The 19,260-nt window shown below is 65.7% G+C and carries 17 protein-coding genes; 12 read left to right on the forward strand and 5 right to left on the reverse strand.

Features of this window, described 5'->3' with window-relative positions:
* The first annotated feature begins 15 nt into the window (after positions 1 to 15).
* Both xdhB and xdhC read left to right on the forward strand, forming a co-directional pair.
* The gene (gene xdhB, locus CI15_RS02950; RefSeq protein ID WP_062124198.1) at positions 16 to 2,385 is read left to right on the forward strand and encodes a xanthine dehydrogenase molybdopterin binding subunit; all 2,370 of its coding nucleotides are present in this window, start codon (positions 16 to 18) and stop codon (positions 2,383 to 2,385) included.
* 27 nt (positions 2,386 to 2,412) lie between these two features.
* The gene (gene xdhC, locus CI15_RS02955) at positions 2,413 to 3,060 is read left to right on the forward strand and encodes a xanthine dehydrogenase accessory protein XdhC (RefSeq protein WP_062124200.1); all 648 of its coding nucleotides are present in this window, start codon (positions 2,413 to 2,415) and stop codon (positions 3,058 to 3,060) included.
* A gap of 46 nt (positions 3,061 to 3,106) precedes the next feature.
* Here xdhC and CI15_RS02960 read toward each other — a convergent pair whose 3' ends face one another.
* The 3 genes from CI15_RS02960 to CI15_RS02970 form a co-directional block, all read right to left on the reverse strand.
* On the reverse strand, positions 3,107 to 4,123 hold the full coding sequence (locus tag CI15_RS02960; protein ID WP_062124202.1) for a LysR substrate-binding domain-containing protein: 1,017 nt from the start codon (positions 4,121 to 4,123) through the stop codon (positions 3,107 to 3,109).
* Positions 4,124 to 4,325: 202 nt separating this feature from the next.
* Positions 4,326 to 4,976 carry a 2-hydroxychromene-2-carboxylate isomerase gene (locus CI15_RS02965; protein ID WP_062124204.1) on the reverse strand — a complete coding sequence of 217 codons (651 nt, stop codon included), beginning with the start codon at positions 4,974 to 4,976 and terminating at the stop codon, positions 4,326 to 4,328.
* Positions 4,977 to 5,136: 160 nt separating this feature from the next.
* Positions 5,137 to 6,540, reverse strand: a complete 1,404-nt coding sequence (locus tag CI15_RS02970) for a TAXI family TRAP transporter solute-binding subunit (protein WP_062124206.1) — start codon at positions 6,538 to 6,540, stop codon at positions 5,137 to 5,139.
* A gap of 580 nt (positions 6,541 to 7,120) precedes the next feature.
* Between CI15_RS02970 and CI15_RS02975 the strand changes: the two genes are divergently transcribed.
* Entirely contained in the window at positions 7,121 to 7,468 is a 348-nt protein-coding gene (locus tag CI15_RS02975) for a BON domain-containing protein (protein ID WP_062124208.1), read from the forward strand.
* A gap of 269 nt (positions 7,469 to 7,737) precedes the next feature.
* The gene (locus CI15_RS02980) at positions 7,738 to 7,986 is read left to right on the forward strand and encodes a hypothetical protein (protein ID WP_062124210.1); all 249 of its coding nucleotides are present in this window, start codon (positions 7,738 to 7,740) and stop codon (positions 7,984 to 7,986) included.
* Between the two features lie 21 nt (positions 7,987 to 8,007).
* Here the strand turns inward: CI15_RS02980 and CI15_RS02985 are convergent, their stop codons facing one another.
* Positions 8,008 to 8,796 carry a sulfite exporter TauE/SafE family protein gene (locus CI15_RS02985; RefSeq protein WP_062124212.1) on the reverse strand — a complete coding sequence of 263 codons (789 nt, stop codon included), beginning with the start codon at positions 8,794 to 8,796 and terminating at the stop codon, positions 8,008 to 8,010.
* A 268-nt stretch (positions 8,797 to 9,064) separates the two neighbouring features.
* Positions 9,065 to 9,718 carry a LysE family translocator gene (locus CI15_RS02990; RefSeq protein WP_062124214.1) on the reverse strand — a complete coding sequence of 218 codons (654 nt, stop codon included), beginning with the start codon at positions 9,716 to 9,718 and terminating at the stop codon, positions 9,065 to 9,067.
* 223 nt (positions 9,719 to 9,941) lie between these two features.
* Between CI15_RS02990 and CI15_RS02995 the strand changes: the two genes are divergently transcribed.
* From CI15_RS02995 to CI15_RS03030, 8 genes are all read left to right on the forward strand, one after another.
* A complete protein-coding gene (locus CI15_RS02995; protein WP_062124216.1) occupies positions 9,942 to 10,835 on the forward strand; it encodes a LysR substrate-binding domain-containing protein in 894 nt (297 codons plus the stop codon).
* A 320-nt stretch (positions 10,836 to 11,155) separates the two neighbouring features.
* Positions 11,156 to 12,580: a UbiA family prenyltransferase gene (locus tag CI15_RS03000; protein ID WP_062124218.1), complete on the forward strand. Its 1,425-nt coding sequence runs from the start codon at positions 11,156 to 11,158 to the stop codon at positions 12,578 to 12,580.
* A 3-nt stretch (positions 12,581 to 12,583) separates the two neighbouring features.
* On the forward strand, positions 12,584 to 13,900 hold the full coding sequence (locus tag CI15_RS03005) for an FAD-binding oxidoreductase (protein WP_062124219.1): 1,317 nt from the start codon (positions 12,584 to 12,586) through the stop codon (positions 13,898 to 13,900).
* A complete protein-coding gene (locus CI15_RS03010) occupies positions 13,897 to 14,637 on the forward strand; it encodes an SDR family oxidoreductase (protein WP_062124221.1) in 741 nt (246 codons plus the stop codon). The genes CI15_RS03005 and CI15_RS03010 overlap by 4 nt, the downstream gene beginning before the upstream one ends.
* Positions 14,638 to 14,717: 80 nt before the next feature.
* On the forward strand, positions 14,718 to 15,116 hold the full coding sequence (locus tag CI15_RS03015; protein WP_062124222.1) for a GtrA family protein: 399 nt from the start codon (positions 14,718 to 14,720) through the stop codon (positions 15,114 to 15,116).
* A gap of 281 nt (positions 15,117 to 15,397) precedes the next feature.
* Positions 15,398 to 16,411 (forward strand): hydroxymethylglutaryl-CoA lyase, encoded by a 1,014-nt coding sequence (locus CI15_RS03020; protein ID WP_062124224.1) that lies wholly within the window; start codon positions 15,398 to 15,400, stop codon positions 16,409 to 16,411.
* Positions 16,408 to 17,655, forward strand: coding sequence for a CaiB/BaiF CoA transferase family protein (locus tag CI15_RS03025; protein ID WP_062124225.1), 1,248 nt, complete (start codon positions 16,408 to 16,410; stop codon positions 17,653 to 17,655). The genes CI15_RS03020 and CI15_RS03025 overlap by 4 nt, the downstream gene beginning before the upstream one ends.
* A gap of 73 nt (positions 17,656 to 17,728) precedes the next feature.
* Entirely contained in the window at positions 17,729 to 19,234 is a 1,506-nt protein-coding gene (locus CI15_RS03030; protein WP_062124226.1) for an MFS transporter, read from the forward strand.
* Positions 19,235 to 19,260: the final 26 nt, after the last annotated feature.

Raw genomic sequence — 19,260 nt, forward strand, 5'->3', positions numbered from 1 at the left:
ACGGAGAACACAACAATGAACCAGCAAGCCGAACCGTTCCTGAAAGAGCTTCAGGATCTCGACGCTTTCACCCAGGTCCACGTGTCGCGTCCGCACGAGTCCGCGCATCTGCACGTGAGCGGCCGCGCGACCTACACCGACGACATCCCCGAGCTGGCCGGCACGCTGCACGCGGCGCTGGGCTTGTCGCAGAAGGCGCACGCGAAGATCGTGTCGATCGCGCTCGACAAGGTGCGCGCGACGCCCGGCGTCGTCGCGGTCTTCACCGCCGACGACATCCCCGGCGTCAACGACGTCGGCCCGATCATTCATGGCGACGATCCGATCCTCGCCGATGGCCTCGTGCAATACGTCGGCCAGCCGATGTTCATTGTGGTCGCGACGTCGCACGAAGCGGCGCGGCGCGGCGCGCGGCGCGCCGAGGTGGTCTACGAAGAACTGCCGGCGGTGCTGACCGCGCAGCAGGCGCGCGCCGCGAACCAGTCCGTGTTGCCGCCGATGAAGCTCGCGCGCGGCGACGCCGGCACGAAGATCGCCCGCGCCACGCATCGCGAGGCCGGCGAGATGCTGCTTGGCGGCCAGGAGCAGTTCTACCTGGAAGGGCAGATCTCGTACGCGGTGCCGAAGGACGACGACGGCATGCACGTCTACTGCTCGACCCAGCATCCGACCGAAATGCAGCATCTCGTTGCGCACACGCTCGGCGTTGCCTCGCACAACGTGCTGATCGAATGCCGGCGCATGGGCGGCGGTTTCGGCGGCAAGGAATCGCAGTCGGCCTTGTTCGCCTGCTGCGCGTCGCTCGCCGCCTGGAAGCTGCTGTGCCCGGTCAAGCTGCGCCCGGATCGCGACGACGACATGATGGTGACCGGCAAGCGCCACGATTTTCACTACACGTACGAAGTGGGCTACGACGAAGCGGGCGTGATCGAAGGCGTCGCGGTCGACATGACCTCGCGCTGCGGCTTTTCCGCCGACCTGTCGGGCCCGGTGATGACCCGCGCGCTGTGCCACTTCGACAACGCATACTGGCTCTCCGACGTGTCGATCGACGGCTTCTGCGGCAAGACCAACACGCAGTCGAACACCGCGTTTCGCGGCTTCGGCGGCCCGCAGGGCGCGTTCGCGATCGAGTACATCATCGACAACGTCGCGCGCTCGTGCGGCCTGGATTCGCTCGACGTGCGCCGCCGCAACCTGTACGGCAAGACCGAGCGCAACCAGACGCCCTACGGCCAGATCGTCGAAGACAACGTGATTCACGAACTGATCGACGAACTCGAAGCGACCAGCGACTATCGCGCGCGCCGCAAGGAGATCGACGAGTTCAACGCGAACAACGAGATCCTCAAGAAGGGCCTCGCACTCACGCCGGTGAAGTTCGGCATCGCGTTCAACGTCACGCACTTCAACCAGGCCGGCGCGCTCGTGCATATCTACACCGACGGCTCGGTGCTCGTGAACCACGGCGGCACCGAAATGGGTCAGGGGCTGAACACGAAGGTCGCGCAGGTCGTCGCGCATGAACTCGGCGTCGGGTTCAACCGCATTCGCGTGACCGCGACCGATACCAGCAAGGTCGCCAACACGTCGGCGACGGCCGCATCGACCGGCTCCGATCTGAACGGCAAAGCCGCGCAGGATGCCGCGCGCCAACTGCGCGAGCGGCTCGCCGCGTTCGCGGCCGAGCGCTTCGGCGCGGGCAGCGTAAACGCGCGGGACGTGCGCTTCGCGCACGACCGCGTGGTGGTCGGCGAGGTGGTCGTGCCGTTCGAGGAAGTGGTCGCGAAGGCTTATCTCGCGCGCATCCAGCTGTGGTCCGACGGTTTCTACGCGACGCCGAAGCTCTACTGGGATCAGTCGAAGCTGCAGGGGCGGCCGTTCTATTACTACTCGTACGGCGCGGCGGTGTCGGAAGTCGTGATCGACACGCTGACTGGAGAAATGCGCGTGCTGCGCGCCGATGCGCTGCACGACGTGGGCGCATCGCTGAACCCGGCGCTCGACGTCGGTCAGGTGGAAGGCGCTTTCATTCAGGGCATGGGCTGGCTCACCACCGAGGAGCTGTGGTGGAACGCGGGCGGCAAGCTGATGACGCACGCACCTTCGACGTACAAGATCCCGACCGTCAACGACGTGCCGCCGGTCTTCGACGTCAGGCTTTTCAAGAATCGTAACGTGGAAGACAGCATTCATCGCTCGAAGGCGACCGGCGAGCCGCCGCTGCTGCTGCCGTTCTCGGTGTTTTTCGCGGTGCGCGACGCGGTGTCGGCGGTCGGCGGCCACAAGGTCAATCCGCCGCTCAATGCGCCCGCGACCAGCGAGGAAATCCTGAAGGCGGTCGGCGCGGTGCGGGCCGCGACCGCGGCCGCGCGGCAAGCGTAACGACGAGCGATCGAGTAGGAGCGCAACATGGAAGGATGCCTGACTAATTTTCCCAGCGGCGCGAGCGTCATCAACGGTGGCGCGCCGGTTCGGATCGGCCGGCGCGGCACCGCGTCGGAAGACCTTGCAGCGCGGCCGGCGCCGATGCATATCGTGCTGTTCGGCGCGGGACACGTGGGCCATGCGCTCGTGCAGTTGCTCGGCAGCCTGCCATGCGTGGTCCAGTGGGTCGACGAACGCGACGAGCTGTTCCCCGACGAAACGCCGCCCAACGTGCAGGTCGAGGCGACCGACACGCCCGACGCGATCGTCGACGCGGCGCCCCCCGGCGCATGGTTTCTGGTCATGACGCACAACCATGCGCTCGATTTTTCACTCGCCGAGCGCATCATGCGACGGCGCGATTTCAGCTACTTCGGCATGATCGGCTCGAAGACGAAGCGCGTGAAGTTCGAGCGGCGTCTGCTCGCGCGCGGCGTGGAACTGGAGCGGCTCGAGGAGATGACCTGTCCGATCGGCGTCGAGGGCATCGTCGATAAGGCGCCCGCGGCGATCGCGATCGCGGTGTGCGCGCAGTTGCTGCGCTTGAGGACGCGCCAAAGCCGGACGGCGGCGCCGCACGCGTCGGGGCAGGCGAGCAGTTCCGTGCGCGCGACGGAGCCGCTCACGGCTTAGGCCGCATGCGCAACGGGTTTGGGCGAGCGTTCGAGGGGGACGGGGCTTACGCGCCGGCCCCCTCTTTTTTGCCGTCGCGGCGCAGCGGTGCTTGCCCCTGCTGTTGCCCCCGCTGCGAGCGCTTCGCACGCGGCGTCCTGCGCGCGACCAGCTCATCCGATACCTCGGCCATCAAGGTCCTCAGCCAGCCGATATCGCTCGGCCGATCCGGCTGCGGATGCCACATCTGATAGCAGCGGATGCGCGGAAACGCGATCGGAACGTCGACGACCGCGAGCGGCAACATGCTCGCGTAGTGCATCGCGAAGCGGCGCGTCGTCGTGAAGATCAGATCCGATTGCAGCAGCGTCTGCGCGACGAGCCCGAAGTAGGGCAGCGTCGCGACGATGCGCCGGCTCGCCTTCGCTCGTGCGAAGCCGGTATCGATCGCGCCGCCGCGCGCCCCGCTGTAAGGCGTCGGCGCGAGATGCGGCGCGGCCAGATAGGCTTCGCGCGTGAGCGGCTCGCGTGTCAGCGGATGGTCCGCGCGCATCATGCACACGACGGTATCGGCGAACAGGTCGCTGCGCTCGAAGCGCGGATCGGGCTTTGGCCAATTGCCGATCACGAGATCGAGCTCGCCGGCGTCGAGCGCGGCCGAATGATCGAGCAGCGGCCCCAGCGATTCGATCTCGAGCCGCGCATGCGGCGCCGCCTCGCGAAACCGCGCGATCAAGGTCGGCATGAAGAAGTCGTTCAGATAGTCGGGCGCGGCGACGCGAAACGTGCGGCGCGAGCGGCCCGGATCGAAATCGCCGTGCGGCGTCGCGACGAAATCGACATCGCGCAGCACGCGCTGCGCGGCCGCGAGCAGCGACTCGCCGTATTCGGTCGGCACCATGCCCGCCTTGCCGCGCACGAGGATCGGGTCGCCGAGCGTTTCGCGCAGCTTGCGCAGCGCGGTGCTGATCGCGGGCTGAGTCTGGTTCAGTCGCAACGCGGTCTGCGTGACGCTGCGCTCGACGAGCAGCGTGCGCAGCACGCGCACGAGCCAGATATCGAGTGAGGCGGCGGTGTCGTCCATGATCGAAGCGTGGTGGCGCGGGCGCAGCCGATCAGCTCGCCGCGCGGCGCGCGCGTGGGGTCCAAAAGGTTATAACCTTAGGCCCGTTTGCGCTTCGGCGGCATAGCGGGCGCGGTATGGCCGGCATCAGCGGCGGCGCCTGCCGGCGTGCATGGTTTGGGACGAAGCCGCGATCAACGCGCGGCCCGGCGGCGGCGCCAGGTTATGCCGGCTTGTCCGCCAGTCCCCACGGCAGCGAACTGATCCGCTTCACCTCGCGCGATTCGAGCCAGTTCGGCGTGCGTGCGCAATACAGCACCATCGGCAGCGCGTCCTCGCCCCAGAACAGCTGATCGTTCAGACGAAACGTCGGCACGCCATAGACGCCGAGCTCGATCGCGGCGGCGGTATTGCGTTGCAATTGCGCTGTCACGGCTTCGCTCTTGATCAACTCGGGGCCGTCCGGTTTGCCGACGCGCTCGCATAGCTCGGCGAACGCCTCGTCGCTCGACGGGTCGCGTCCCTCGCGCCAGATGAAGCGGAAAATCTCGCGCACGAACTGCACGTCGCCGTTCGCGGCGGTCGCGAGCAGCAGCGGCTTCATCGAATCGAAGGGATGGGCGGGCGGCATTTTGTACGGAATGCCCAATTGTTCCGCGCGAAACAGCGCGTGCCGGTACATGAAGGTGCGCTTGGACGGCACGCTGTACGCGGAGCGCTGGCCCCAGTGGCGATACAGATCGTTCAGCACGACCGGCGTGAACGCGAAGTCGAAGCCGGGCCATTTGTCGTGTTGCTCGAGCAACAGGTAGGTGAACGGCGAGACGAAATCGTAAAACCACAGCGGCTGTTGGGCGTCGATGCCAACGGTCATAAATGTCTCCCGGATTGCCTGTGTCGGACGACGCGGAGGGCGCGTCCGTTATCGCATCAAAATTGTAATGATCTTACGCGGTGCGGCCCCGCCTTGCACCGGTCGATATCCCCTGGTGGCGGGGCGTCGCGTGTAGGTTCCGGTGATGAGGGCCGGGCGCTCAACCTTTGACTTTCTCGGTGGCCGGCTCGTGGGTCTCGTCCAGTGCGCCCGGCGCGTCGCGGCCTTCCGCGAGCCGGCGCCGCACGAAACCGATGTGCTCGCGCAGCACGTAGAACTGGTCCGCGTACGCGAGCGGCATCTTCATGCCGTTGACCGAGTCCTCGATCCTGTCGAGCCGTTCGAGCAGCGACGCGCGCTCGTCGGCCGAATGTTCGCCGAGCGCGCTGCGCTCGATCGCGATCAGCGAGCCGTACCAGCGATAGATGCGCGACTTCACCCGCCACGCGTACAACCCCGGCACGATGCGCAGCGCCGGCACGAGCAGCACGATCAGCGGCACGACGATCACCAGCAGGCGGTCCGCCAGACTCGCGATCCAGAACGGCAGCGTCCGGTACAGGAAGCTCTTGCCGGCTTTGTAGTAGCGCGCCGCCTCGTCGGAAAGCGGGAATTCGTGGGCGACCGGCGCGGGGAATTCGCCGGCGCGCTGCAGGGTCGTGGCGCCGCCATGCACCTCGCGCGCGGCTTCGATCAGCAGATCCGAGAGCGCCGGATGCAGCGAATCGCGCGCGATCAGTTCGGCGGTCGGCGCGACGATGTTGATCGAGTTCGCCGGCAGGTTCTTGCCGAGGTCGAACGCGCCCATCGGCACCTTCAGTTGCGTCAGAAACGGAAAGCGCCGCGTGTAGGCGTCGGCCTGGGTGAAATCGTAGAAGCGCACATTCCCCGTGCGATAGAGCTTGCCCATCACGGCCGGTTGCGCCGAGTCGCCGGCGAGGAAGGTCGCGTCGATCTTGCCGTCGATCAGCGCGTTGGCGGCTTCGTCGCCCGTCAGCGGCAGCAGTTCCGTTGGACCGCCCGGCACGATGCCGTTGTCTTTCAGCAGCGCGAGCGCGAGTTCGCGCGTGCCGCTGCCCTCGGGTCCGATCGCGAGGCGCTGGCCCTTGAATCCGGACAGCCAGTCGACGGGGGCGCCGCGATAGAAGATCGCGAGCGGCAGGTAAGCGACGCTGCCGAGCGACATCAGGTTGGGAGCCTTGTCCGTCGCCACACGCGCGATGCCGCCCTGCACGAAGCCGACGTCGACGTTCGCGTTCGGGTCCGACAGCCGTTTCAGATTTTCCTGCGAGCCCTGCGAGGCCAGCACGTTCAACGTGATGCGGTTGCGCGCGAGGATCGTCTTGTACTTCTGCGCGGCATTCCAGAACGTGCTGCCGACCGGGCCGGCGCTGATCGTCAGCGTATTCGGCGGCGCGGGCTGGATCAGCCGCACGGCGGCCCAGATCGCGACGATCACCAGCAGCACGAGCGGGCCGAACGAGACCGCCAGGTCGCGCCACGAGATCGCGACGAAACGGGCGACGAGACGGGGAGGGCGGGTGGGGCCGGTGTCAGGCTTCATCGGATCATCGGGGAAACGGGATGGACTGCGCGCCAGCACGCGTCGCGCCGATGGTACCTGAGATTCGCGCGGCCGCGAAACGCGGGACCGCCCGTCACCCCGAAAACGCGTAACAAATGGTGAATGCCGCGCTGAACGCCATGGCGCACGCCGCTGCGAAGCCGGCGTGGATCGCTCGCGACCACGGCGCACGCCGTTATCCCGCACGCATGAAGCGCCCGCTGCGAGCGCGCCACGCCGCGCGCTAAACCCTTTGCGCTTCTGTCCTGGCTAGATTAAATTGTGCATCGCTACCGCGATTCAACGTTTGCGGCGCGATCCCGGCAAGACGGACAAGAACCGGGTGCGTCGACTGGCTTCGCGGTTCGCGGGTTACCACGCGTGCTGCGTCGCGCACCGTCGTTCTGGACGGCGCCCCACGGACTCTCGCCGGTAATCAGCCTCTCTTGCCTCTTGCACATCGTGTCATAGCCTTAACCGGTCGTTGCTGACGCGCGCATTCGCGCCACGATGGCCACCCGAAGTCGTAACGAAGCCGCTTGCAGATGCGGTCCAATGTGAAACCAAGGAGAAGAGAGCTATGAAGACGGTCGGTTTTCTGAAAACACTGGGTTCGGTCGTGGCAATGGTGGCGGCATGCAGCGTCTACGCCCAGACCAACGCTCCGGCAACGGATACGGCGTCGGCGGCAGCCGCCGTCAAGGCCGGCAAGGCCGCGAATCACCAACTCGGCCGCAAGGTGCGCGCCGCCCTCACCAAGACCCAAGGGCTCGACGTGTCGAACATCTCCGTGCGCGCGCGCGGCGGCGCGGTGACGCTGACCGGTTCGGTGCCGGATGAGGGACAGATCGAGGCGGCCGGCACAGCCGCCAAGGGTGTCGCGGGCGTGACGTCGGTGTCGAACAAGCTGACGGTGGTGCAGCAGTAAGCGATGCGCATGCGCGCGCGGCGCCGCAAGGGCCGCGCCGCGCGGTCTGGCTAATTACCCCGAGGCTCCGGCATGATCGCCGGAGCTTTTTTTTCGCCGCGGATTTCGGGGGCGTGGTTCCAGTCGTGGCTTGCGCGACCGCAGCAATGCGGCTTGCCGCACGTACCGGTGCTCATATGGGCGCGGCCGCCGTGAATTCGTGCGTTGCGACACATTGCCGACGCATCGCGAGGCGTACCGTGATGAGCAGGGAACGGGGAGCCACGGTCATGGAAACCATGCTGTTTCGCTATATTGATCTACCGATCGGCGATCGCGCGGCGTTCGAACTGGTCTGCGCGCGACACGGCTTCGCGCCGGCGCATTTCGACATCAGCGCGAGCGCGACACCGGGTGAGCCGGTGCATGAGCGGGTCGTCACCGTGCGGCGCGGCGGGTGGTCACAGTCGTATCGCGACCAGCACGGTCAGTGGGTGCGGCAGTTCGAGTCGGATCTGACTTTCCGGTTTTTCAAATAGCGTGACGCTGTCTTTGGCGCGTCACGACAATACCAGCCGCACACCGACCAGCGTCAGCGTCGCCGCGAGCAGATTGCGCAGCAGCGCGTCCGGCGCGCGCGACGACAGATAGCTGCCGATCGCGATGCCCGGCAGCGATCCGACCAGCAGCGACAGCAGCATCGACCAGTCGATCGAGCCGAGCAGCCAGTGTCCGGCGCCCGCGAGCAACGTGAGCGGCACCGCGTGCGCGATGTCGGAGCCGACGATGCGCTGGGTCGGCAGCATCGGGTACAGCAGCAGCAGCACCGTCACGCCGATCGCGCCCGCACCCACCGACGTCAACGACACCAGCACGCCGAGGATCGCGCCGGTCAGCATCGTCAGCGAGAGCGTGCGCGCCTGGCTCGGCGTGCGTTGCTTGCGCGCGCCGAGCGCCGCGAGCTGCGGACGGAACACCAGTGCGACCGCCGTAATCAGCAGCGCCGCGCCGAGCACGACCTGGATCAGCCGGCTGGCGCCCGGCGTGTCCATTCCATAGCGATGCAGCAGGATCAGCGTGATGGTCGCCGCGGGCACGCTGCCGGCCGCGAGGCGCAGCGTGATCTGCCAGTCGACCGAGCCTTTCAGGCCGTGCACCAGCGTGCCGGTCGCTTTGGTGGCGGCCGCATACAGCAGGTCGGTGCCGACCGCGGTCGCCGGGTGCACCTTGAACAGCAGGACCAGAATCGGCGTCATCAGCGAGCCGCCGCCGACGCCCGTCAGCCCGACCAGAAAGCCGACGAACAGGCCGGAGACGGAGTACAGCAGATCGATGTGGGGGAGAGCCATTGAGCGGACAGCTGACGCAGCGCGGGTGAAGGGTTGGGCGGCAAGGCCGGCGTACGCGCCGGGGCGGCTTGGGGTGGCGCAGTGCGGTGGCGGCGTGCGGTGGCTTGCGCGGTCGCGTCGGCCGCCGCGTGTGCGGCGAAAGGCGCTATTGTCGCAAAACTGCCGCCCCTGCGTGCGGCATGCGCTCAGGGCGAGCGTGTCGCGGCTCGAGACGCGCCCGGTTCGGAGCGCGCCGCGTGAGTGTGTGGCAGGTTGTGCCGGGTGCCGCTCAGAGCGCGCGGCGGATTTCGACGACGCCGAACGCCGCGAGCGTGAAGCCCACCAGACGATCGATCGCGACGCGCAGCTTGCTGCCGATGGCATGACGCGCGAGCGAGACCATTGTCACGAGGCAACACCACCATGCGATCGAGCCAGCGAACACGCCGCCGACCGTCGTCAGCGCGATGGCGGGCGAGAACGCGCCGCGCGGCGCGAGCGTCGTGAACAGCGCGGCGAACATGATCACAGTCTGCGGATTGGTCAGCGTCAGCAGCAGCGCGCTCGCATACGCGCGCAGCGCGCCGGCACGGCCGATCTGCGCGAGTTGGCCGTTGCCGTTACCGTTGCCGTTGCCGTCGGCGGCTTCAGCGGGCGGCTTCTGCAGCAGCGTGCGCACGCCGAGATACAGCAGGAACAGGCCCGCGAGCAGATGCAACGGGCGGTCGTACGCGAGCATGAAGTGCGAAATGCCGACGAGGCCGAGCGCCGCGATCAGCCCATAGGCGGCGTCGCCGCTGGCGATGCCGAAGCCGATCGCGAGTCCCGCGCGCGGGCCGCCGGTCAGGGTGCGGCGGATGCATAGCATGCCCATCGGGCCGACCGGCGCGGCGATCGCGAGGCCGACGCCGGCGGCGGTAAAAAACAGACTGGTGGTGGACATGAGCGGAGTCTCGAGCGGTTGTTCTGGTTGGGGCGGGGCCTGGCGGCAGCCGGCGCACCCGTCAGCATAGCCAGACCGAAATTCGTGGGCAAGGGCGGAGATGGCCCGGACGCTGCGCGCCGCCTGCACGCCCGGCAGCCGTCGCTTTACCGAGCACACTTCAGCGCCCGCCGTCCTCAGGGCATAATTTTCATCACTCTCATCTCACGAACCCGCTGCGCCGATGTGGCAAATCGATCAGGTGACGTTGCGCTTGTTCATCGCCGTGTGCGAGGAAGGCACGATCGCGCGCGCGGCCGAGCGCGAGTTCATCGCGCCGTCGGCGGTCAGCAAGCGCCTTGCCGATCTCGAAGCGCTCGTCGATGTCGCGTTGCTGTCGCGCAGCCAGCGCGGCGTGCGGGCGACCGCCGCCGGCGAAGCGCTGCTGCGCCACGCCCGGCTCATCATGCGCGGCCACGAACGCCTGCAGGCCGAGCTCAGCGAATACGCGGCCGGTGCGCGCGGGCATGTGCGGGTGCTCGCCAACGTGTCGTCGATGGTGGAGTTTTTGCCCGAGGCGGTGTCGGCGTTTCTGCAAGCGAATCCGGCGATTCGCGTCGACGTCGAGGAGCGCGTCAGCGCGGACATCGTGCGCGGGCTCGAAGAGGGCGTCGCCGATCTGGGCATCTGCCGCGACACGGTGCCGCTCGGCAGTCTCGACACACTGCCGTACCGCGCCGATCATCTCGCGCTGATCGTGCCGCGCGCGCATCCGCTCGCGTGTGAGGCACAAGTCGGCTTCGAGCAGACGCTCGGGTTCGATCATCTGGGGCTCGCGTCGAATGCGTCGGTGAATGCGCTGATGCAGCGCATCGCGCTGGAGAAGGGCAGCGAGCTGAATTACCGCACCTATGTGTCGACGTTCGATGCCGCGTATCGCTTCATCCAGGCGGGTCTCGCGGTCGCGATCCTGCCGCGCGAGGCGCTCCCGCGCCATGCCGCCGACGCGTACGGCATCGTCGCCGTGCCGTTGCGCGAGCCGTGGGCCGAGCGGCGCTTCGTGATCTGCATGCGCGATCGCGCGGCGTTGACGCTGGCGGCCGCGCGTTTGCTCGAGCATCTGCTCGGCGCGACCTGACGCGCGCCGCTCGAACATCATGCGATCTGGTTCGCTTAGTGTGGTACTGAACTGTCCGATGTTGCAGATCTTGTAGTATTCGCCTGACTTGGCAATGCTTCGGGCGGCGCTAGCCGTTGCAAGGTGCGCGACCGAGCGCCTCGAAACGGGCGGTTCAACAAGCAGGTAGTCGGTCCATTGTCTGAAATTGAGCGTGCCCGCTTTACGCGCATTGAACATCAGGCCCCGTGCGATTTGGTTTGACTAGGCATGCTGGCATAACCAGTTCCTACGCAACCGCATGGCTCTTCACCTTACATCCGCGTGTTGCGGCCCCGTGAATGAGCAGCAAACCCCTCGTTGTCGATCTCGATGGCACACTCATTCGGTCAGATGTCCTGATTGAATGCGGCTTTGCTTTCGCGAAAGCTTCTCCGCACCGGTTTTACGAGCCTCTCCTATGGTTTGCGCGCGAAGGCAAGCCGGGACTGAAAGCCCGTCTCGCCGCAGCGACGGATATCGATGTCACGGTCCTGCCATACGATGCCGCTGTAATCGAGTGGTTGCAGCAGGAGCGCGCCACGGGGCGCACGCTCGTGTTGGCGACCGCTAGCCATGAGCGCTACGCGAGGGCGATTGCCGACCATCTTGGGCTATTCGATAAAACATTCGCCACGCACAACGACATCAATCTGTCCGCGCATTGCAAACGCCAAAGACTGGTCGAGGAATTCGGCGAAAAAGGCTTCGACTACGCGGGTAATTCTCACGACGACGTGACCGTCTGGGCCGCCGCCGAGCGCGCGTATGTCGTCAATCCGGCGAGCGGTGTGGAGCGCGCGGCACGCAAACAAGGCAATGTCGAGCGTGTCATCGACGAACGCTCAGGCTTGCCGCGGGCGTGGGCGAAATCGTTGCGATTACACCAGTGGTTAAAGAATCTGTTGATATTCGTCCCGCTGCTGGCGGCGCATCAGGTATCGCACTTCCCTGCGGTGCTTGCCGCGATCATTGCGTTTTTCGCATTTGGCATGTGCGCGTCGAGCGTCTATCTGCTGAACGATTTGCTCGATCTCGACGACGACCGACATCATCCGACGAAACGGCGCCGGCCACTCGCTTCCGGCGCAATCCCCCTCGTTTGGGGCGCGCTGCTCGTTCCGGTTCTGCTGCTGTTCGGTGGCACGATCGCGTGGTTCTGTCTTCCGCGTGATTTCATGTATGTATTGTTGGGGTACTACGTGCTCACGATGGCGTATTCGTTGCATCTGAAGCGCCGCGTCATGGTGGACGTCGTCGTATTGGCCTCGCTCTACACGACACGGATCGTCGCGGGCGCCGCCGCGATCGACGCGCGGCTCACGTTCTGGTTGCTCGCGTTTTCGATGTTCATTTTTCTAAGCCTCGCTCTGGTCAAGCGCTATGCGGAGCTGCACGTGCTGCGCGAGCGCGGCCTGATCAGAACGCGCGGCCGGGGCTATGTGGCCGATGACCTCCCGCTGATTTCATCGCTTGGCGCCGCTTCTGGTTATCTTTCAGTGCTGGTTCTCGCGCTCTACATTCAGGATGGCGCCACCACGAGCCTCTACCGACATCCGGAGTTGATCTGGATGGCCTGTCCTCTCCTGCTTTACTGGGTCAGCCGCGTGTGGGTCATCGCGCATCGCGGGCAGATGGAGGACGATCCGATCGTATTTGCGGCGAAGGACCGGATGAGCTGGGTGGTCTTCGCGCTGTGCGGCATCGTCTTCTGGATGGCGACCTAGACAATGTCGAAAGTTCATTCATGGGGACGTTATCCGTACGCGCCACAAGATGCCCATCCGCTTGCGTGGCGGGATTCAGCCGCAACGGTATGGCGCAGTGTGAGCGACAAAGAGGGCACGACGCTGATGTTCGGCAACGGGCGCAGTTACGGCGACAGCTGTCTTGCGTCGTCGGGGCACGTGATCCAGACGCTGCCAATGGACCGGCTGATTCTGGCCGATTGGCAAAGCGGAATATTGCGGGCCGAGCCCGGTCTCACGCTCGGTCAGATCCTCGAGGTGGCCATTCCACGAGGATGGATGTTGCCTGTCACGCCGGGCACCAAATACGTGACCTTGGGCGGCGCTATCGCCAACGACGTTCACGGCAAGAACCATCATGTGCGCGGCACGTTCGGCCGCCATGTACGATGTTTTGGCCTGCTGCGCAGCGATGGCACGCAGTTCGAATGCACGCCGCAGGCGCACGCCGATTTCTTCGCGGCGACGATTGGCGGACTTGGCATGACCGGGCTGATTACGTGGGCGGAAATCCAGTTGATGCCCGTCACGTCGAGCCTGCTCGAGGTGACCAGCCGGCGGTTCGCCAATCTCGACGAGTTCTTCACGCTAGCCGAGCGGCTCGACCCGCTACACGAGTACAGCGTCGCGTGGGTCGACTGCCAGAGCCGCGATGCCGCGCTCGGCAGAGGCATTTTCATGGTGGGCGACCACGCATCAGAAGGGCGGCTGGAAGTCGAACGCCGCAAGACGCACACGATGCCGTTTACGGCGCCGATTCCGGTGTTCAACCGTCTGACGTTGCGTGTGTTCAACGAGCTTTACTACCGGCGGCAAAAAGCGGACGAATTGAAGTCCACCGTTGGTTACGATTCCTACTTCTATCCGCTCGACAGCATTCTCGAATGGAATCGCATTTATGGGCGTGCGGGTTTTCAGCAGTATCAATGCGTGATTCCGGTTCCCAACGCGCGCGATGCCACGCGCGCGATTCTCGACGCGATCGCCAGCAGTGGAACCGGATCGTTCCTCGCGGTGCTCAAACGCTGCGGCGACATGCCGTCGCCGGGGTTGCTGTCCTTTCCGTTGGAAGGTACGTCGCTGGCGCTGGATTTCCCGCAGCGCGACACATCGAATCGCAAGCTGTTCGACCGGCTCGACGCAATCGTGCGCGAGAGCGGCGGACGTATTTATCCGGCGAAGGACGCCCACATGTCGGGCGAGGATTTTCGCGCTTCTTATCCGCGGTGGGAGCAGGTCGAAGCGCTGCGTGATCCGGCTCTGCTGTCACGCTTCTGGGAGCGAACTACTCGAGCATGAAAAACATCGTTATCGTAGGCGCGACATCGGCCATCGCTATAGCCTGTGCGCGTCAGTGGGCCAAACAGGGGGCGCGGTTTTTCCTTGTCGCGCGTAACGCGGAGCGCTTGCAGCAGGTCGCGGATGATCTGAAGGCGCGCGGCGCACAGGCCGTGCTGTACCAGCAACTGGATATCGATCGGCTCGGTGAGCATGCGGCGATCGTGGAGCGCTGCGCGGTCGAACTCGGCGCGCTGGACATCGTGCTGGTCGCCCCCGGCACGTTGCCTGATCAGCAGGCTTGCCAGAATGACGTCGCCATTGCGGTGCGCGAGTTGAACACCAACGCAGTGTCCGTGATCGCGTTGCTGACGCGTTTTGCAAGCGTAGTCGAACAGCAGCGTGGCGGCACGATAGCGGTGATTTCGTCGGTTGCCGGCGATCGCGGACGCCAGTCCAACTATCTGTACGGCAGCGCGAAGGCGGCGCTGTCGGCTTTCTGCGAAGGCCTGCGGGCGCGACTCTTCAAGGTGGGCGCGCATGTCGTGACGATCAAGCCGGGCTTTGTCGCGACCCCGATGACGGCCGGTCTTCCTTTGCCCGGGCCGCTCGTGGCTACGCCAGACAAAGTTGCCGGCGACATCGTGCGCGCAATAGAGAAGGGCCGGGATGTCGTTTATACGCCGTGGTTCTGGTGGGGCATCATGCTGATCATCCGATCGATTCCCGGCCGCCTATTCAAGCGCCTTTCGCTTTAAGTCGGTGCATCCATTTCGGTGGATGTCCGTTTCTTCTTCCTGACACGGTGGTACCTGACGTGAGCACATCAGCCACTCCCATGAGCGCATCGCGGCTCGTGATTTTCTACGCGCTGTTCGCGGGACTTTCGATCCTCGCGAATATCGGTTTTCAGAAGCTTTCATTGATCGCCTATTCAGGCCCGTTTAGCGTGCTGTTCTCCGTCGTCGTCGGGACAGCGGTGGGATTGATAGTGAAGTTCGCTCTCGACAAGATCTGGATCTTTCGCTATCGCCATCGCGATCTGTCGCACGGGATCAGGAGCTTTTTGCTGTACACCGTGATGGGGCTCGCCACGACCGCGATCTTTTGGGGTTTCGAATTTGGCGCGAATGCAATCTATCACTCGGAGCCTACGCGCTTCACCGGCGGAGTGATCGGGCTCGTGATCGGTTATATCGTCAAGTATCGGCTCGATAAGAGGTTCGTGTTTGCCTGATCTGAGAAGCTGGCGCACGACGTGAGCCACTCCAGTCATCCCATTTGTAGGTCCGCCGTACTCCCTTCTGTCACCTCTCCAGACAAACCCCTAAGCATTTCACCCAGGCGCGCGCCAAAGGCCGCCCCATCGGCCTGAGCGGCCATCGCGAGCGGCGATGGTGTGCGTCGTCAAAGCAGACTTTGCCGCGCGTGCGCACGCGGGCACGCTGTGATCCTGTTAGCTCGACTGCTCCATCCCCGGGCCTCCCAGGCCCATGTCCACGATCAGGATTCAAACCGATGAATGACACCCGCGAGCGCGTCGTCGTGACCGAAGTCGGTCTGCGCGACGGTCTGCAAAGCATTGCCCGCATCATGTCCACCGACGACAAGCGTCGCTGGATCGACGCCGCGTATGCGGCCGGCGTGCGCCATATGGAAGTCGCGTCGTTCGTGCCGGCCAGGCTGCTGCCGCAAATGGCCGACGCCGCCGACGTCGTCGCCCATGCCCTTAGCTACCGCGATCTGGGCGTGAGCGCGCTCGTGCCGAACCTGCAAGGCGCGCGATACGCACTCGAGGCCGGCGTGCAGCGCATCGTCGCGCCGATTTCGGTGAGCGCCGCGCATAGCGTCGCGAACGTGCGCAAGACGCCGGCCGAGATGATCGACGCGTTCGCCGCGATGCGCGAGCTGATCGATAGCGCGTCCTCAACGTGCGGCCATCGCGTCGTGCTGATCGCAGGTTTGTCGACGGTGTTCGGCTGCACGCTGCAGGGCGCGGTGCCGTACGCGGATATCGCCGCGATCGCGCGTGCAGCGGTGCAGGCCGGCGCCGACGTGATCGCGCTCGGTGATACGACCGGCGAAGCGACGCCGCGCCAGGTCGGCGAGGTGATCGAGCTGGTACGCGACGTCGCGGGCGAGCGGCTGCGCTCGCTGCATTTCCACGACACGCGCGGTCTCGCTCTGGCCAACACGCTGGTCGCGCTGCAGCACGGCATCCGCGAGTTCGATGCGTCGCTGGCCGGTCTCGGCGGCTGTCCCCATGCGCCGGGCGCGACCGGCAACGTCAATACCGAAGACCTCGTGTTCATGCTCGACAGCATGGGCTACGACACCGGTATCGACATCACGCGGCTGCTCGCCTCGCGCGAGGTGCTTGCCCAGGCGCTGCCGGGCGAGCCGCTGTACGGCTATCTCGCGCGCGCCGGATTGCCGAAGCAGGCCGCGGATGCTGGCTCGGCGCGGGCATCTGCCGAGTACCCCCAATCTTCGCGTCGTTCCCAATCTTCCGTTTCGCAGGCGCTGCCATGACTCCACTTTCCTCCGCAACCTCAGCTTCGTCTTCGTCGTCCATGCCGCAAGCGGGCACGTTGCCGCTCGCGGGCATCCGTGTGATCGAGTTGTCGCATATGGTGATGGGCCCGACCTGCGGGATGATCCTCGGCGACCTCGGCGCCGAAGTGATCAAGGTCGAGCCGCCGCGCGGCGACGGCACGCGCCGCCTGCTCGGCGCAGGTGCCGGCTTTTTCCGCACCTTCAATCGCAACAAGAAGAGCGTTGCGCTCGATCTCGACAGCGAAGCCGGTCTCGCCGCGCTGAAGCAACTCGTCGATAGCGCCGACGTCTTCGTCGAAAACTTCAAGCCCGGCCGCATGGCGAGCCTCGGCCTCGATTACGCGACGCTGCGCGAGCGTAACCCGAAGCTGATCTATGTGTCGCACAAGGGCTTTCTCAATGGTCCCTACGAACAGCGTCTCGCGCTCGACGAAGTCGTGCAGATGATGGCGGGACTCGCGTACATGACCGGGCCGGTTGGCCGTCCGCTGCGCGCGGGCAGCTCGGTCAACGACATCATGGGCGGCATGTTCGGGGCGATCGGCGTGCTGGCCGCGCTGCACGAGCGGCACGCGAGCGGCCGCGGCAAGGAGGTGCAGAGCGCGCTGTTCGAGAACTGCGTGCTGCTGTGCGCGCAGCACATGCAGCAGTTCGCGGCAACCGGCATGGCCGCCGCGCCGATGCCCGAGCGCATCAGCGCATGGGCCGTCTACGACGTGTTCACGCTCGCCCACGGCGAGCAGATGTTCATCGCCGCGACCGGCGACGCGCAGTGGCGCGCGCTGTGCGCGATTCTCGAGCGCGACGATCTGCTCGCCGATGCGCGCCTCGCGACCAACAACGACCGCGTGCTCGCGCGTGGCTGGCTGCTGCAGACGCTCGGCGAAAGCCTGAGCCGCTTCGAAGGCGCGACGCTCGCACCGCTGTTCGAGCGCCGTCACATTCCGTTCGCGTCGATCACGAAACCCGAAGAGCTGTTCGACGATCCGCACCTGAACGCGAGCGGCGGCCTCGTGCCGCTGACGCTCGACGACGGCAGCGAGACCGCGATGCCGTTGCTGCCGATTTCGCTCGACGGTGCGCGTCTCGGGCCGCGTCGGCCGATCGCGAAGATCGGCGAGCACACGGTCGAGGTGCTGCGCGAGCTCGGCTTCGACGATGCGCGAATCGCGGAGCTGGACGCCGGTGTGCCATCGCGCTCGCCGCAGGCGGCTGCGTGAACTTCGTGTCGCGCGTCGTGCCGCGCTTGACCCATTTCGACCGGCGAGAGACCGGACATTCTGGAGACGGACGATGAAATCGTCGAATCAGACGGTGTATGCAACGGCGCTCGGCGATGCCGGTGCGCTAGGTGGCTCCTCGAGGGACGCGGGCGCGGACGCCGCGGCGGCCTCCGGCCGGGCCGGCGCGGTCACGCTCGACGGCGCGCGCATTTCCGCGCGGCTCGACCGGCTGCCCGCGACGCGCACGATCTGGCAACTCGTGATGTTGCTGAGCTTCGGTATGTTCTTCGAGCTGTACGACCTGATGTGTTCCGGCTATATCGCGCCGGGGCTCGTGCAAAGCGGCCTCCTGAGCGCCACGACGCGCGGGCTGTTCGGCACGAGCGGAGTCGCGAGTTTCATCGCCGCGCTGTTCGCGGGGCTGTTCATCGGCACGGCGGCTTGCGGTTTTCTCGCCGACCGCTTCGGCCGGCGCGCGATCTTCACGTGGTCGCTGCTGTGGTACACGGCGGCCAACGTCGTGATGGCGTTCCAGCACACCGCGCTCGGATTGAACTGCTGGCGTTTCATTGCGGGGATTGGCATCGGTGTCGAGATCGTCACGATCGGCACGTATATCTCCGAGCTCGTGCCGAAGCACATTCGCGGGCGCGCCTCGGCGTGCTCGCAGGCGGTCGGCTTCTGCGCGGTGCCGATCGTCGCGTTCCTGTCGTATCTGCTGGTGCCGCAGCGCGTGTTCGGCCTCGATGGCTGGCGTGTGGTCGTGCTGATCGGCGCATTCGGCGCGATCGTGGTGTGGTGGATTCGCCGCGGCTTGCCTGAGAGCCCGCGCTGGCTCGCGCAAAAAGGCCGCCTCGTCGAAGCCGATGCCGTGATGACGCGTCTCGAAGCGCGCGTCGCGCGTGAGTATCGGCGCCAATCCGGCTTGCCGCTGCCGGAGCCCGCGCTGCCCGAACCGGTGCGCGCGCGGGCGGTGTTTCGCGATCTGCTGGTGCCGCCGTATCGCAAGCGCACGCTGATGCTGATCATCTTTCACGTGTTCCAGACGATGGGCTACTACGGCTTCGCGAACTGGATTCCGACGCTGCTGATCAGGCAGGGCATCACAGTGACGACGAGTCTGATGTACGCGAGCATCATCGCGATCGCGGCGCCGCTCGGACCGTTGCTCGGGCTGCTGATCGCCGACCGCTTCGAGCGCAAGACCGTGATCATCTGCATGGCGGCGGTCAACGTCGTATGCGGACTCGCGTTCAGCCAGGCGCGCGAGACGGTGCTGCTCGTCAGTCTCGGCGTATGCCTCGTGCTCGCGGGCAACATCATTTCATATAGCTATCACGCGTATCAGGCCGAGCTGTTTCCGACCGGCATCCGGGCGCGCGCGGTCGGCTTCGTTTATTCGTGGAGCCGGATCTCGGCGATGTTCTCGGCATTCGTGATCGCCGCCTGTCTCGGCCGATTCGGCGTGAATGGCGTGTTCGTGTTCATTTCCGGCGCGATGGCGATCGTGATGGTCGCGATCGGTGTACTGGGGCCGAAGACGCGTGACGTCGCGCTGGAGGATATTTCGAAGTAGCTAGGGCCCGTTATTAGCGTGAACAG

The organism is Paraburkholderia monticola, from assembly GCF_001580545.1.
GTDB classification, from domain to species: domain Bacteria; phylum Pseudomonadota; class Gammaproteobacteria; order Burkholderiales; family Burkholderiaceae; genus Paraburkholderia; species Paraburkholderia monticola.